This window comes from Fibrobacter sp. UWB4, from assembly GCF_002210345.1.
Lineage (GTDB): Bacteria > Fibrobacterota > Fibrobacteria > Fibrobacterales > Fibrobacteraceae > Fibrobacter.
In genome coordinates this window covers 39,000-53,477 of sequence record NZ_MWQI01000004.1, presented here as the reverse complement: position 1 = coordinate 53,477, position 14,478 = coordinate 39,000, and the positions used below count along the sequence as shown (strand labels likewise).

The window sequence follows — 14,478 nt, the reverse complement described above, 5'->3', positions numbered from 1 at the left end:
ATGCCAATTTCCGCCAAAATCCGTATGCCGCTTGATATCGCGATGACGGTCGCGACGCTCGTGCTGATGGGTGGGAATTACTTCTTTGAATCGACTGCCGTTCACGAGATTCTAGGCGTGGTGCTGCTTGTTCTGTGGGCGGTGCACATCTCGCTGAACCGGCGATTCTTCCTTTCGCTGTTCAAGGGACGCTACAATGCATTCCGCATTTTGCAGGCGGTCGTGAATTGCGGGATCCTTTTGTGCGCATTTTTCTTGATGGTGAGCGGCGTTATGCTTTCGAACCACGTGTTTGCCTGGCTCAGAATTGAATCGGGTGCAAGTTTCGCCCGCACGGCGCACCTGCTCGCCAGCCACTGGTATTACGTGTTCATGTCGCTCCACATCGGGCTGCATGTAAGCTTGATTGCAAACCGCTTGGGAATTGCGGGCGTATTCAAGTCAAAGGCTGCACTTGTTGCAACTCGCATGGTTGCCGTTCTCGTGGCGGGTTACGGAATTTACGCCATCGCCATTCGCGGGCTTTGGAAATACATGTTCCTGCAACAGCCCTTCTTTTTCTTTGATGCGGAACGCGGCTACGCCCTCTTTTTCGCAGACTACATCGCCATCGTCGTGCTGCTCGCCGTTGCGGTGCATTATGTGGCGAAACTCATGAAGGCGTAGATTTGTACATTATTAGTACAATGAAGCGTATTAAACAAAACATTCTTTCGATGATTGCAGTCGCGTTATTCGCGATTCTTTCTGCTATTGTCGAGGGTTCTTTTGTTTACGATTACGGCGCTGAACTTGGTCAGGTTGCAGAAAGTGAGAAAGTTTTCACTGCTCACGATTTTGCCGATAATCCGTTATACCTGTCACGCGAATCAACAGCGGATGCTATACTGCTTACGCGCAGGTCGGGCCGGCAGGTTTCATTGCGGACATCGCGAAGCGGTAGCCTTCAAGGCTATGGCGGGCGCAGTTCGGCAACGTTCAAACAGGCTGCACCGTTTGCGACTAAAATCGCGCGGTCAACTATTTGCATCCATTGCGGTTTCCCTTTACCGCTAGTTTATCAAAAACCTAAAGAATATTACGTTTACACGCTAGAGCGAATGCTCTGTTAGCAAGTTCTTTCTCCAAGCCTTAAACACTAGTAAATGGCCGCGGCTCTTACCGGGTGCGCGACATCATTCATTTTAAAAAAGAGAAAGAACATGGAAAACATTTCCCAGATGGAGATGGCTAACGCCCTCTTCAATAAGCCCTATATCAAGACCGAAAAGAAGTTTTTCGGATTCAAGACCAACGTCACCTACACCAGGACGAATTCGCCCGTAGTGGGAACTTGCCTGGAGTTTAGCCCTACGGAAGGAAAAAAAATCCAGGCGATTGTCGAAGCGTCTTTGGAATCTCTGGATGCAACAATCCAAAGAGAGGGGTGCCCCAAAACAAGCGACAACGGAAACTTCCGCCTGAACCTTTGCTACTCGCAGGATCACGAATTTGTGGCACTGCACTTGCAGCAGTTTTCGAGATTTGAATACCATACACTAGGTGAAATCCGATTTGCCGAAGGCGACGAGGCGCATAAACTTCTCGCCGCTTTCGTGAAATAAACGGACGTATAGTCAAAAAGGCTCCCTCGGAAAAACGAGGGGGCTTTGATGCCGATGCCGCTATAGCATAACCAATCGCAATAATCGCTTATTTGAAATCAATTCCTTCAAATACAATTTTGTCAACTTCTAGATAAGTTCCGCTTCTCATAAAAATGCTAAACAGACCGATTTCGTGGGAAATCTCCTTCCATTCCACTTGATAGGAGCTTTCTTCAAGAACTTCCTTGCCGGGGTGCAGAATGATTTCATTCCAGTTTTCAGCCGCTTTGACCTTCCATAACGATTTTTTAAAGGTATTTTCTCCAACTTCACGGTAATGTTCCAAAGCGATATTCAATTCACAGTCGCCTCTTACCGTAAGGCGAATCGCCGTGAGATTGCTCAGGTCGAAAAATCCTGTATCAAGTCCTAGATGAGTTCCGAGCAAAACGAAGCCTGTATCTATTGCGAATTTAACAGCGAGATACTTTCCATGATCGTTATCTTCTTTTAATACGGATGAGAAGCTTTCAGCACTATCAGGTATTGCAAAATTCGCTTTGCCAACAGCATTAAAATACCATCCGTAGTTAGGATAAGTTTTGGCGAGGTTATTCAAACTATCTCCATCGTCAAAGTCTTCGAAAACATACTCAACAGACTTTCCTGGAACAGGAACGAGCGTATCTGCGGATTCGTTTGGCGCAAGCGCCACTTCTGCGACGGTCGAATCTCCAGCAACAATAGTAAAGGACCCTGCCGGCACATGCGCAAACACATACTCGCTACCGAAGCGGTTTGCAAAATAGGGGGTCGATTCCAGTTGAACATTTTCTAACAGGCCTTCGATTTCTTGGGTCGAAACGCCAGTACGTACAATGAGCGAAGCCGAAGGCAACAATGCAATTTTCTGAACCGAGGTATCTGCAAAATCGACCGGCGACCAACTCATGAATGCGGAATCTTCGCCCGCAAGGGCTTCTACAAAACAGCCTTGGTCTGTGCAGATGCCGAGTTTGTCATTAAAAGAAACTCGTCCGCTTGAATCCGAAAGGGCGCTATCAATGACCGAGAAGGCATCTTTTGAATACACCTTCATTTGTGCGCAAGCGAACGGCTTGTTTAAACTGTCAACGACTTTGAAGGCAATTCCATTTGTCGTTTCACTTGTGGCACCTGCGGTGTCACTTTCTGAACAACCTAAAAACAGCGACAGGCAAAGCAAGGCGCAAAACGAAGCACAAAACGAAGTTTTCATACCTTTTTTCATTGTTCTTCCTTTTTCATCATCGGAAACAACTGAAAGTTTAACTGATAAACGCTATCGCAAATTTGCGGAGGCATCGCATTGACTACGTTTACGATGGCTTTTCTCGTTTTGGCGAGGATTTCACGAATTTTATCAATTTGTTGCGAATCAAGAGCCATCGTGAGCGTGCTGATGTCGCGTTTTTCTTTGGGAGTATTCTGGATGGATTTGCCGGCCAGTTCCGCAATGCTGCTTTGGTAATCGCTGATACAGGCACTCAGCCAGTGTTCCATAGTCTTAAGATGAGCGTCGGTCGGAACCACACGACCATCCTTGTTGGCGCGAGCAAGTCCGAGCTGCAACAAAGCATCGACAGCGTTTTCTACTTGCGAAGCGGAAAGCTTTGGAATGCAGCATTCCCCAAGGGCGGCAGCATCTTGTGTACCGCGATAATTGAATACATCGAGCGCCGAGCGGATCATCGGATAATACCATTGCTGAAAATAGCGGTACCGGGCTTCGTCGAGTTCTCGGCAAGCTGCAGGTCGCATTTTTTGAAGCGTTTCAAAATGGCTACGCACATCCTCATCGTTTTTCGCCTTGCCGTAAGCAATCATTTCGCGGAAGTATTCCGCCTTGGCATCCTTGAAATGGAAAAAATTAACGAAAACATCTATGCATTTCGGAGAAATGTGGCGTTTACCCTGCAATATTTTCAAAAGCAGGCTTGCGTCCATGCCAACCGCCGCAGCAAACACTCGATAACTGAACGAGGAATCCAGTGATTTCTCGAGTTCATAGAACTCCTGCAAGAACTTGCGGTAGTCCGAATAGTCGTAAATGTTGATTTTGTTTTTTGCAAACATAAAGCTCTCGCCGGATATAAAATGACCCTATTTGAAAAATCGTTTCATTTCCTGGCGTCTCGTAAAAAAAATATACAATTCGTGGACATTTTTGTCCACACCATTCAAAAAAAATAATTGATAAATATACTTGGGGAATATAATTTCGTGAAATGGAGGAACCCCTATGATTAAAAGAAAAAACTTCCTTTTTTTGATTCTTGCTCTTTCGAGTATGGCATTTGCAACTAAGTACGAAGCTGAAGCAGCGACTCTTTCCGGAGGAGCAAAAAATGTCAACGCATCCGGAGTTTCGGGAACGGGTTATGCCGACTTGCAAGAAGGAAATATTTCTTTTAATGGTGTCACCGCAGAGAGTGCGGGCAAGTACCAAGTGACCATCCATTACAAGGCCGGAGATTTCAAAGCAAACTACTTGAAAGTAAACGGCGCAACAGCAGGCACCATCGACTTTAACGCCACCACTTCATGGGCGGATGTCACGACTGTAGCAACACTTAAAGCTGGGACAAACACAATCTCTATTGAGAAATACTGGGGCTGGATTAGTGTGGACTATATTGAAGTCGAACCTTACCAGTCGTCTCCTTTCAAAATCTCCGCAACGCCAGTTACCCCGAACGCCACCGAAAGTGCAGTCAAGCTCTACAGCTTTTTGCGCGAGAACTTTGGCAAAAAGACGATTAGCGGTATGATGACCGGCGACATGAGCGGTTACACCATGGGAGCCGATTTTAAGACGCACGACGATGTAAAATACACATTCACTCGTACGGGAAAGTACCCGGCTCTTGTCGGTTTAGATTTCTTGTTTGCAAGCGGTCCGAAAGCAAACGAAAGCTGGAACAAGGAATACACGGACAAAGCTATTTCAATCGCGAAAGGCCTCTGGAAAGCGGGAGGCATCCCAGCATTCACTTGGCACTGGAAAGACCCGCTGGATAAAAAAGACGCCTTCTATATCCAGAGTGCGGCAAACGGTGGCGAATACACTGATTTCGATTTCTCTACAGGTTTCAAGCCAGGCACCACCGAATGGAATACCGAAAGCGCAGCTTACAAAGGAATCATCGCAGACATTGACCACATCGCCGATTATTTCCTTGAATTGCAGAAAGATGGTGTAGCGGGAATCTTCCGTCCTTTGCATGAAGCGGGTGGAAAGTGGTTCTGGTGGAGCATCAATTCCGGTGAACAGTTTGCAGCCCTTTATCGACTCGTCTATGATCGCATGGTCAAAGTCAAGGGGGTAAAAAACATGATTTGGGTCTATAACCCTGAAGGAAGTACCGTAACCTCTTGGGATCCAGGCAGCGAATACTACGATGTACTCTCCATTGACATCTACAACAGCGCAAACGACCATTCCAGTAATGCAAGCGCCTTCGACAAATTCAAAGGCGCATCGAAAAGCACGAAAATTATAGCTCTCAGCGAAAACGGCCCCATTCCCGATGTGAACAACATGCATACCGACGAAGCCGTATGGAGTTGGTGGATGCCGTGGTACAGCACTTGGAGCGGAACTTGGCCCGGCCAAACAAAAGATGGTGTATGGAAAAGCAACATGAATGACGAGCGTATCATTACTCTCGAAGACATGCCAGGTTGGGACAAGTACATAGCAATAACCAAGCCTGACACAAGTACCACCAGTATCGCAACCATGCCACGCATAGCCGGGACCGCAACCACCGTTGGGATTTTTGACATGAACGGTCATTATTTGGGCGTCACCACGCAAGGACTTCCGCAAGGGCACTATGTTGTACGTAGAAAGATTCAAGGACACCTTGTGAATACGGTGTATTTCAAGAAATAAAATTATTGGGCGGCGTAACAAAAAAAACATTACGCATTCACGCTAAATCGGATGTCGAAAACTCGGCATCCGTTTTCATTTTTCCGCAACCGTTCTGCTTACCGGCCTGTCGCCGTCAAGTACGCACAGACAGCGGTGTAATACCCCGTAACGGCTTCGGTGTAGGAGTCCGCAGCCTGCTGCCGCAAAGTTTCAGCTTCAAGCAGATTGCTGAGCGTCGCCGTGCCCGCATTGTAATATTCACGTTGAATGCGGAGGTTTTCTTCGGCTTGGGCAATGGCATCACGGCTGATTTCAATTTGCTTAAAAGATTCATTCAGCGTATTCCATTTGGCGTCAATATCCACCTTGATCAAGTTCTTGTTTTCGACTTCATCAATCGCCGCCTTTTTCGCCTTCAAATCAAGCTTGGCGGTAGAATAACTATTGCTCCACCAATCCGAAATCGGCACTGTAAGCGATGCAAAAAGCACACCATTTACAGCATCGTCATCAAGCAAGTTTTGATACAAAAGGCTCGCGCCCACAGCAACCGTAGGCAGCACCTTGCCGCGCTCCATTGAGCGTTCCTTTTCAGCAGCTTCGCGACTGATGGCAAGCAACTTGCTTTCGGCACGGCGTTCAACGGCGTCATCAGCAGAAATTGCATAAGATTCAGGCGGCGTAACTTGTGAAAGATCAGCATCGGCAAGGTCAAAGTCAGCATTGTCGCGATTCATTTGCCGAGCCAACATCAACTTTGCAACCGAGATTCCGTTTTCAAGTTTTAAACGATTGCTTTGCAGTTTTTTCTTTTCAAGTTCTACACGGAGCAAATCGTTTTTCACAGCGACTCCAGCATCCACAGCAACTTGAACATCGCTATAAATTGCATCCACCTGTTTTTCGGCTTCGGCAAGCGTTTTCAACTTTTCCTTAAGCGAAACAATGAGCCAGTAATAAGTTTCCGTATTCTTGCGGATTTCCGTTTCAGCAAGAGTCTCTTGCAACTTCGCAGCACGAGTTCCAATTTTGGCAAGCTGGTTGCCGTTGTAAATTTGCCCGCCCACAAAAATCGGCTGAATCAAAGTCAAATGTCCAATAATTCCTTTATCGACCATTCCCATATTAAACGTTGTCGGAAGCCCCGCCAACATGGACGGGTCAATTCCCGCCTGCATCATGGCTGGTGCAACTTGCTGTCCGAAACCTTCCATTTCTTTGGACAAGTCCATTTTTTGCTTTACCAAGAAATCATTTGAGATAAAGGCAAAACCACCGGCAAACACTTTCGGGAAATACGCCGGGAAGGCACTTCCTTCAGTTTCTTCGGCCATTTGACGATTCACTTTCGCACTCTTCAAAGTCGCATTATTTTCGCGGGCAATACGCAAACAATCATCAAGCGTATACACATCCGCCGCAAACGAGGCAGCCAAGCCAAAAACAAGAGCAACCATTATGTTATTCAATTTATTCATTTTATAAACTCCCTGGATTCTTCGTCCCTTCGGTCCTCAGAATGACGTAAAAAGAGCGTATTCTTCCCACCGTCTACTTCCTACTGTCTACAGCCTACTTCCTACTAACCCACTTTCCTGCGTCTGAACTTCATACAACTTACGCCCCAATAAGCAACGGGCAGCACCGTCAAAATCAAGCACATCGTTACAAGCGTCCCCCAGAAAATAATGATTGCCATAGGCACCCAAAGGCCATCACCACTCAGCATCATCGGCAAAACGCCCGCAGAGGCCGCCGCCGAAGTCAGGAATATCGGGCGCATACGCCTAAGTGCCGAATTGTAGATGGCATTTTTAGAATCCAAATGCTCATCACGCTTCAATTCCTCAGCATAGTCAATCATGATAATTCCGTTACGCACCATAATTCCAAGCAGACTCACCATACCAAGAACACCCGTAATTGTAAAGTCCAAATCCATAATCCACATAGCAACGCCCGTGCCGAAAGTGGAAAGCGACAATAACGAGAAGAGCATAAGAGCCGTACGAATTCTACGGAAGTGCCACACCATAATAAGGAACATCATGGCAACCGCAACGACGAGACCTTTAAGGAGTCCAGGGAGCGTTTCGATAACAGAGGCAGCTTCGCCGCCAAGCTCCAATTTAACACCTTCGCTAGCAGTCAACTTTTTCAGCGATTCAAAATGCTTTAAAGCAAGGTCATTCGCACTGACGCCAGACGAAACTTCGGCAGAAATCGTCACCGTCGGGAGGCCGTTTCTTCTATCGCGCGCGCCCTCGTTAAACACAGGCGAGAACTTTGCAATCTGGCGGAGCGGTGCATTGGATAGTCCACCATAAGTTGCAATCTTTTCATTTTCAAGATCCGAGAAACTAGCAGAATCGGCATGAGTTCCTTTAAGCACAACAGGCACATTTTTATTGCCTTCCCAAAGAGTGGCAATCGGGAACCCCGCATTGTAGCGAGAAGCTAGCAGCGCTTCGAGAGAGAACTGATTCACCCCAAGCTTTGAAGCGTTCTCATCAAGCGAAACCTTAATGCCGCTCAAGGGTTCTCCATAAGAACTGCGAACAAGATAAACTCCCGGGAGACTCCGCAAATAATTTTTCACCTTTTCGCTTGCAACTTTACGACTTTCATCCGTTCCATCAGAAATTCTAATTTCTATTGGCGAAGCGGCATCGCTAAAGCTGAGCTGTTTAAAGCGCACAAATACATTTGCAAAATGGTCCACATACTTTTCCGAATACTCCTTGATAATTTCATCAGTAGCTTGTTCACTTTCGGTATTTACAATGAACTGCGCAAAATTTTCACCCGCAAATTGTGGCGCATAAGTCATGTGGAAACGCGGCGAAGACATTCCCTTGAATGTCGTAATGTAGGTGACTCTTGGATCCTTTTCCAAGATACGCTTCACGCTATCTGCCACGGCAGAAGTCTGATTAATCGAAGTCCCGTTCGGCAAATAGAATTCTACTGAGAACTGGTTGCGTTCTGCAATCGGCATGAGCTTTATTGGGCGAGAAAGAATCATAACAGCTCCCAAAACCACACAAATAATCGCCACGAGAATGGTCAATTTGGGAAACCTGAAACAAGTTCTCAAAACGCGTTCATAGATAAAGTTCGAGATACTCTCAAAAGAATACTTGCTCTTCTTTTTCGTTTTCGGCTTTACAAAAGCAAATTGCAAATAGGGAACAATAAATATCGCCACGAGCAAAGAAATCGTAAGGACAATCGTTACCGCCCACGGGAATGTCGTCACAAAATCACTAAACATTCCATTCATCGTCACCAAGAACGGGAAGAAGGTAATGCTTATGGCAAGCGTTGCCGAAAAAATCGATTTCAAGAAATGCACAGCGCTATGTTCCGCCGCTCTCCAACGAGAACCAGGCCCATAAATTCGTTCCTGATAATCATCCAATATCACGATGGAATTATCCACAATCATCCCCAGCGACACCATCAAGGCTGCAAGCGTCACACCATTGATTTCGTAGCCGAGGCCAAAGAAAAGTCCCAGCGAAATGAAGATGGATATGGGAATAGTCGAGGCAGCAATCAGCGCCACCTTGAAGGGCTGCAGCAGAACGACCACAATAATAACCGCCAATACGGCAACCAAGATTTCTCTCAAAAAGTCTTCGATGCTTTTGCCAACAACTTCCGTCTGGTCCGTAATGCGGAACATCTTGACTTCTTCAGGCAAGCTGCTTTCAAATTCCGAAAGCACATGCTTGATTTCCTTGCCCATTTTCACAATGTCATGGCCTTTTTTCATTTCGACGCTAAGCATCACGCACTTGTTGCCGTTCACCTCGATGTAGGCCGTACGATCAGGATATTCGCGTTCTACACGGGCTACATCTTTCAAGCGAACCACACTTCCATCAGGCGCACTAAAGACAATCGTTTCGCGGACACTTTCTAAGGAATTCACGCCACTTTCCACATAAATCGGATGATTGTATTCGCCGTCCCTCAAAGTTCCCGCAATATTCACAAGGCCTTGCCCCGAAAGGAACGCCGCCACCGACTTGTAACCCAACCCGTACTGGGAAAGTTTATCGTTGTCCAGATAAATAGAAATCTGGTCTTTCTGTTCGCCAAAACGCGTAATGCGGCCGACACTTTCAAGCGGTCTTAAGTTATCCGCAAGCCCATCCAGATATTCACCCAATTCACGATAAGTTTTATTCTTGCTTTCTATCGCCAAGAGCATCGACGAAGCATCGCCAAAATCATCCATCACAATAATCGCAAGGACTCCAGCAGGCAAACTCGACTTGAACTGCGAAACACCATGCTTAAAGCGACTCCAAAACCCATCTTTGTCATACACGTAATCTTCGAGCGCCACCTGAACAATCACCATGCCATCGCGAGTCATAGAAGTCGTTTTACTCTTTTTGACATCGCCGTAAGTAAAGATGTAGTCTTCAAGCGGTTTCGTAACACGGTCTTCAACTTCTTTTACAGTGGCACCTGGATAAACTGCAATCACAACGCCCTGACGCACCGTAAATTCAGGGAACTCATTTTTTCGGTTGGCGGAAAGGCCATAAATGCCAAACAGCACCAAAAAGCAGCAAAGCATAAACACAATGCCGCGATAGCGCATGGCTATTTCAACAAAGGAACGTTTCTTTTTCATAGAATCCCCCTATTGAACAACAGTCTGATTAGCCGTCTGGACGCGGTCACCCTCGCCCACCTTAGACATACCCTTTACCACAACGGAATCACCATCGTCAATTCCTTGCACCAAAAGCTGCGAACCATTTCCTAGAGAGGTTTCAACATTTTTTCTTGTCGTTTTTCCACCACGGACAACCCAAACAAAAGAGCGATTGTATTCATCCAAAAGTACAGCGGATGCAGGGAGTTCAACACCCGTCACAGAATTTTTGCTATCAATGGTCATTTCCAAAAGCATTCCCGGCAAAAGTTCGCCGCTCTTATTTTTCAGCTCAGCTTCGATTTGGTAAGAACGCGAAAGCGGGTTTGCAGAAATCCCCTTATTTGTAATCTTCCCTTCAAAAGCTTTATCGCCAAGCGCACCGACGCGAACTTCAACCTTATCGCCCACATTAAGCGAAGCCACATCTTTTTCAGGAACGGCAACGACCGCCTTAACCGTCGCGATATTCACGATGCGAAACGCAGGAGCGCTCGGCACCACATTCTGCCCGACTTCAAGCGATTTGCCCGCCACAATTCCCGTTGCAGGGGCGTAAAGTTTGCAATCATCCAGCGCCTTTTGCGCAAGCTTTTCAGCCGCAATCGCCTGCCTATACTTACTTTCGACATCCATCCACTGGATTTCAGAGATGGTCTTGTTCTCGTGCAACTTTTCCATACGGGCGCGCGCATCTTCCGCCTGATTTTTCAAAGCAGAGGCAATCTCCAAGGCACTCTTTGCAGATGTATCATCCAAGGTCGCCACAAGCGCACCCTTGTTCACCTTTTTGCCTTCGGTCACACGCACAGACTTCACCGTCCCCGGCGAAGAAAAGCTCACCATCGTTGTCGCGACTTCGGCTATAGAACCCGCGTAACGCAACGAGCTGCCGACATTCGAATTTTTAGCGACAATAGTCTCGACTTTAACTATCGGCGTTTTTTTCTGAGCGATTTTCTTATCGTTGCGAAAATTGAAGTCACTTTCGCAAGCAACAAGAGACAAAATCAAAAAGGGAAGTATGTACAATTTTGTATTCATACTTTAAAAATATGATTTAGGCTCGCCAATTTTTAGGTTAAAATTTCGCCAAAAACAGAAATTTTTACCATTTATTTTACTTTAACGCGCCTGTTTGGTCAAATTTGAGGTAATTTTTACAAGGAGAAATTTCAAATCATCGTTTTTAGTTTTTATGAAAAGAAAACCCACAAATGTAAACAACATAAAAAAAGCAGACCTTTCCCTATTAGATTTTTTAAAGCAGTCCAACACTGTTCCAGGGAAAATTGTCTTTTTTGAAAACATTGAAGGGTTTGATACATCCGGCTATTTTCACCTACAAGGTATCGCATTATTTTTGATTGAAAAAGGCCACAGCACAATCGAAGTGAATACAACAACATACGAGCTTGAAAAAGGCTGTATTTTTGTTACATTCCCCGGGCAAATCATTCATGTCATTCAAACAAGCGATGATATAAAACCGTTATGTATCGCATGTTCTATAGACACGATGAACGATTTAATGTCACAAGTCAAAGACAGTTTGCAACTTTTTCAGGCCGCAAAGCAAGCGCCCATCCAGCAAAGGGACGGAGAAGATTTCGATCAAATAAAAAAATCTTTCAGGCATCTGCAAGAAAAAATCAAAGTTACAAAAAATAATCCATACCACTACCAAATTATCAAAAGCCTAGTCATTTCCATCGTCTTTGAATGCATGGACTTTGTAAAGCAAAAGAACTACGAACCGCAAGGATCCAACCGCAAGAAAGCTTTATTCAACGCTTTCTTGCAAAAAGTCGAAGAAGAACACCGCGAGCATCACAGCGTCAAACATTACGCCGACGAACTTTTCGTCACCCCAAAATATCTTTCTACAGTCGTTGAAGAAATGAGCGGCAAAGGCGCAAAGCAATGGATTGACGAATATATAGCCCTAGACGCGAAAGTTCTTTTGCAATCATCGCAAAAGGACATTCAAGAAATTTCCAACGAACTGAACTTTAGTGACGTTGGCTTCTTCGGGAAATTTTTCAAACGTATGACAGGAATGACGCCCAAAGCCTTCCGCGAGAAAAAAGAATAAGCTGTTTCTAAAATTAAGGACAATCCGGTTGTTGCCCGTCGTGAGCCTTCCACAGACATTCTGTCAATGCAAAGTCTGAAAATTTTGCCATGAACGAGGAATCCTCAGGGCTGCAAGCGTAAATACCAAAGCGGATTTTACCAGCACCTTCCCACATATGGCAAATGCGCATTTGCGTGAAGTTTTTTCCATCTTGCGAACATTCTATGCAATAGTCACTTTCTCGACGGCTAAAGCGGAACCACATTGTTTTAACTTCAGCACTAATGGCGGTCGTAGCCCAATCGGAATAGCCGTGATTGGTAACAACCGAACCAAGATGCTGGAATTTTTCATTTTCGTATTCAACAGATGCTTTCAACCAATTTTCAGAATCAAGATACATAGCGATTCCGCATTGATCAAAGCGATGATGGCTTTCGGAAAAATCCGTCTTCACGACAAATGAGAAAAATTTTTCATCCGTTTCAATCTGAAGAACCGACGCATTGTCATTGCGAAAATGGTAATATGTCCTTTGCCAAAGATCCGTGTGAGGCTCGGTCATGACGCAAATTTCATCCTTGCCAACTTTGTAAGTTGCAGGCTCGCGAGTCCATTTCAATTCGGCAATGTCAAAAACTTGTTTCATGCACAATTCCTTTTTTAGGAATTATACATAATTTTCGGCATCTGATACGATTACAACTCCGTCATCGTCTTGATAAACTGCTTTTCGTTCCCTAACAGCGGATACTGTTCCACGATTTTTCCGTGTTCCAAACGAATCACGGATTGGCAACTGTTTAAAATAAATTCAGGGTCATGCGTAATCACGAGTAGCGTTTTTCCGCTGGTGGCAAGATTTTTAAGCGTTGCAGAAACAGCAAGCATTTGCCGATAGTCAAGACCGCTTGTGGGTTCATCAAACACAACGACATCGCACCCGCTCGAAATTCCGCTCGCTACAGCGACACGCTGTTTTTGCCCGCCCGAAAGTGCCATCGGATGATTGTCCGCATATTGCTGAAGATTGAGTCCATCAAGAATTTCAAGAGCAAGTTTTTCATTTTGCGGTTTCATGCCCAGCAAAACCTCGTCCAGAACACTTTCGGTAAAAAGCTGGTGGTTCACATCTTGCATAATCAAGTATGTGCCACGCTTGCGAGCCGCACGTTTTTGACGCCAGGAGCCCTGCAATCCGCACAATACTTGCGCAAGCGTCGATTTGCCAGCACCGTTATGACCAATCAGCGCCGTAATTTGCCCACACGGGAGTTCAAGACGGTCAATATCGAGAATTGGATGCTTGCGATGGTAAGAGAAAGTGAGATTGGCGAATGTTATAGATTCGGTCGAAGAAGGAGATTCCCGGTCGAGCCGGGAATGACAATTTTGAACATCCATCACAAGCTTGTCATGCCCGTGAAAACGGGCATCTCCATTTTCACTCAACATCCCTAGATTCATGCATCGGAGTCCAAGGCTCGATGCGTATGCAGCGCCTTTTGCTTCAAGTTCTGCCGGAGTCCATTCGTACGCAATTTGTCCGTCCTTCACATAGCAAATTCTATCGGCGACATCACGCAAATAATAAAGGCGATGTTCCACAATAACGACCGTCTTCCCCGCCTTTTTCCATCGCGAAACAATTTCCTTCAAATCCACAATCGTCTTGAGATCCAGATTTGCAGAAGGTTCATCCAGCACAAAAATTTCAGGGCCCGTTGCCGAAACAGACGCACACGCGATTTTCTGTTTTTCACCGCCCGAAAGGTTAAAAATGCTACGGCCAAGCAAATGCTCTAAATGAAATTCCTGAACAACATTCTCCACACGCTGCTTGATTTCTTCGGGATCGATTCCCAAATTTTCGCAGCCAAAAGCAAGTTCGCAATCCGTATCAATGTTGAAAAACTGCGAACGCGGATTTTGGAAAACAGAACCCACGACTCTTGAAATTTCAGCAAGCGTCATATCGGAGGTATTCTTGCCACCGAGCAATACATCGCCATCCATCGTTCCCGAATGGTAATGCGGAATCAAACCGTTAATGAGTTTTGAAATCGTCGTCTTCCCGCAGCCCGACTCCCCCGCCAGCACAACACACTCGCCCGAACGAATTTCCAGATTCAAGTTTTTGAGAATCGCATCGTCAAGGGAATCAGAGTAAGAAAAGGAAATATTTTTTAGGGAGATGTTCATTTTTCCACCTTGTCATGCC

Annotated in this window: 12 protein-coding genes; 5 read left to right on the top strand and 7 right to left on the bottom strand. The window is 45.7% G+C overall.

The genetic code is table 11. The features are described 5' to 3' along the window. The 3 genes from B7990_RS08395 (at position 1) to B7990_RS08385 (ending at position 1,604) form a co-directional block, all read left to right on the top strand. Complete coding sequence (locus B7990_RS08395; RefSeq protein ID WP_088640535.1) at positions 1 to 666, top strand: DUF4405 domain-containing protein; 666 nt, start codon at positions 1 to 3, stop codon at positions 664 to 666. Between the two features lie 20 nt (positions 667 to 686). Then, positions 687 to 1,112 (top strand): hypothetical protein, encoded by a 426-nt coding sequence (locus B7990_RS08390; RefSeq protein WP_141099243.1) that lies wholly within the window; start codon positions 687 to 689, stop codon positions 1,110 to 1,112. A gap of 90 nt (positions 1,113 to 1,202) precedes the next feature. Continuing rightward, a complete protein-coding gene (locus B7990_RS08385; protein WP_088640533.1) occupies positions 1,203 to 1,604 on the top strand; it encodes a hypothetical protein in 402 nt (133 codons plus the stop codon). A gap of 88 nt (positions 1,605 to 1,692) precedes the next feature. On the opposite strand, the gene B7990_RS08380 is transcribed toward B7990_RS08385, so the two are convergent. Together B7990_RS08380 and B7990_RS08375 are read right to left on the bottom strand one after the other, a co-directional pair. Then, entirely contained in the window at positions 1,693 to 2,856 is a 1,164-nt protein-coding gene (locus tag B7990_RS08380) for a hypothetical protein (RefSeq protein WP_088640532.1), read from the bottom strand. Continuing rightward, entirely contained in the window at positions 2,853 to 3,701 is an 849-nt protein-coding gene (locus B7990_RS08375; RefSeq protein ID WP_088640531.1) for a TIGR02147 family protein, read from the bottom strand. Before B7990_RS08375 ends, B7990_RS08380 begins: the two co-directional genes overlap by 4 nt. A 166-nt stretch (positions 3,702 to 3,867) precedes the next feature. On the opposite strand from B7990_RS08375, the gene B7990_RS08370 reads away from it, so the two are divergent. Next, positions 3,868 to 5,523, top strand: coding sequence for a glycosyl hydrolase (locus B7990_RS08370; protein ID WP_088640530.1), 1,656 nt, complete (start codon positions 3,868 to 3,870; stop codon positions 5,521 to 5,523). A gap of 98 nt (positions 5,524 to 5,621) precedes the next feature. On the opposite strand, the gene B7990_RS08365 is transcribed toward B7990_RS08370, so the two are convergent. From B7990_RS08365 to B7990_RS08355, 3 genes are all read right to left on the bottom strand, one after another. After that, positions 5,622 to 6,983 (bottom strand): TolC family protein, encoded by a 1,362-nt coding sequence (locus tag B7990_RS08365; protein ID WP_088640529.1) that lies wholly within the window; start codon positions 6,981 to 6,983, stop codon positions 5,622 to 5,624. Positions 6,984 to 7,087: 104 nt separating this feature from the next. Further along, positions 7,088 to 10,156: an efflux RND transporter permease subunit gene (locus tag B7990_RS08360; RefSeq protein ID WP_088640528.1), complete on the bottom strand. Its 3,069-nt coding sequence runs from the start codon at positions 10,154 to 10,156 to the stop codon at positions 7,088 to 7,090. A 9-nt stretch (positions 10,157 to 10,165) separates the two neighbouring features. After that, positions 10,166 to 11,224 (bottom strand): efflux RND transporter periplasmic adaptor subunit, encoded by a 1,059-nt coding sequence (locus B7990_RS08355; protein ID WP_088640527.1) that lies wholly within the window; start codon positions 11,222 to 11,224, stop codon positions 10,166 to 10,168. A gap of 154 nt (positions 11,225 to 11,378) precedes the next feature. On the opposite strand from B7990_RS08355, the gene B7990_RS08350 reads away from it, so the two are divergent. Next, positions 11,379 to 12,275 (top strand): AraC family transcriptional regulator, encoded by an 897-nt coding sequence (locus B7990_RS08350; RefSeq protein WP_088640526.1) that lies wholly within the window; start codon positions 11,379 to 11,381, stop codon positions 12,273 to 12,275. A gap of 13 nt (positions 12,276 to 12,288) precedes the next feature. Here B7990_RS08350 and B7990_RS08345 read toward each other — a convergent pair whose 3' ends face one another. Continuing rightward, positions 12,289 to 12,906, bottom strand: a complete 618-nt coding sequence (locus B7990_RS08345) for a DUF1349 domain-containing protein (RefSeq protein WP_088640525.1) — start codon at positions 12,904 to 12,906, stop codon at positions 12,289 to 12,291. Between the two features lie 50 nt (positions 12,907 to 12,956). Further along, positions 12,957 to 14,459 carry an ABC transporter ATP-binding protein gene (locus B7990_RS08340; RefSeq protein WP_088640524.1) on the bottom strand — a complete coding sequence of 501 codons (1,503 nt, stop codon included), beginning with the start codon at positions 14,457 to 14,459 and terminating at the stop codon, positions 12,957 to 12,959. Positions 14,460 to 14,478 lie beyond the last annotated feature (19 nt).

What these genes read in the sequence shown, in the direction of transcription:
- B7990_RS08370 (WP_088640530.1), top strand. Translation starts at nt 3,868, where the DNA reads ATGATTAAAAGAAAAAACTTCCTTTTTTTGATTCTTGCTCTTTCGAGT.
- B7990_RS08360 (WP_088640528.1), bottom strand. Translation starts at nt 10,156, where the DNA reads ATGAAAAAGAAACGTTCCTTTGTTGAAATAGCCATGCGCTATCGCGGC.
- B7990_RS08365 (WP_088640529.1), bottom strand. Translation starts at nt 6,983, where the DNA reads ATGAATAAATTGAATAACATAATGGTTGCTCTTGTTTTTGGCTTGGCT.
- B7990_RS08380 (WP_088640532.1), bottom strand. Translation starts at nt 2,856, where the DNA reads ATGAAAAAAGGTATGAAAACTTCGTTTTGTGCTTCGTTTTGCGCCTTG.
- B7990_RS08395 (WP_088640535.1), top strand. Translation starts at nt 1, where the DNA reads ATGCCAATTTCCGCCAAAATCCGTATGCCGCTTGATATCGCGATGACG.
- B7990_RS08385 (WP_088640533.1), top strand. Translation starts at nt 1,203, where the DNA reads ATGGAAAACATTTCCCAGATGGAGATGGCTAACGCCCTCTTCAATAAG.
- B7990_RS08390 (WP_141099243.1), top strand. Translation starts at nt 687, where the DNA reads ATGAAGCGTATTAAACAAAACATTCTTTCGATGATTGCAGTCGCGTTA.
- B7990_RS08340 (WP_088640524.1), bottom strand. Translation starts at nt 14,459, where the DNA reads ATGAACATCTCCCTAAAAAATATTTCCTTTTCTTACTCTGATTCCCTT.
- B7990_RS08375 (WP_088640531.1), bottom strand. Translation starts at nt 3,701, where the DNA reads ATGTTTGCAAAAAACAAAATCAACATTTACGACTATTCGGACTACCGC.
- B7990_RS08355 (WP_088640527.1), bottom strand. Translation starts at nt 11,224, where the DNA reads ATGAATACAAAATTGTACATACTTCCCTTTTTGATTTTGTCTCTTGTT.
- B7990_RS08350 (WP_088640526.1), top strand. Translation starts at nt 11,379, where the DNA reads ATGAAAAGAAAACCCACAAATGTAAACAACATAAAAAAAGCAGACCTT.
- B7990_RS08345 (WP_088640525.1), bottom strand. Translation starts at nt 12,906, where the DNA reads ATGAAACAAGTTTTTGACATTGCCGAATTGAAATGGACTCGCGAGCCT.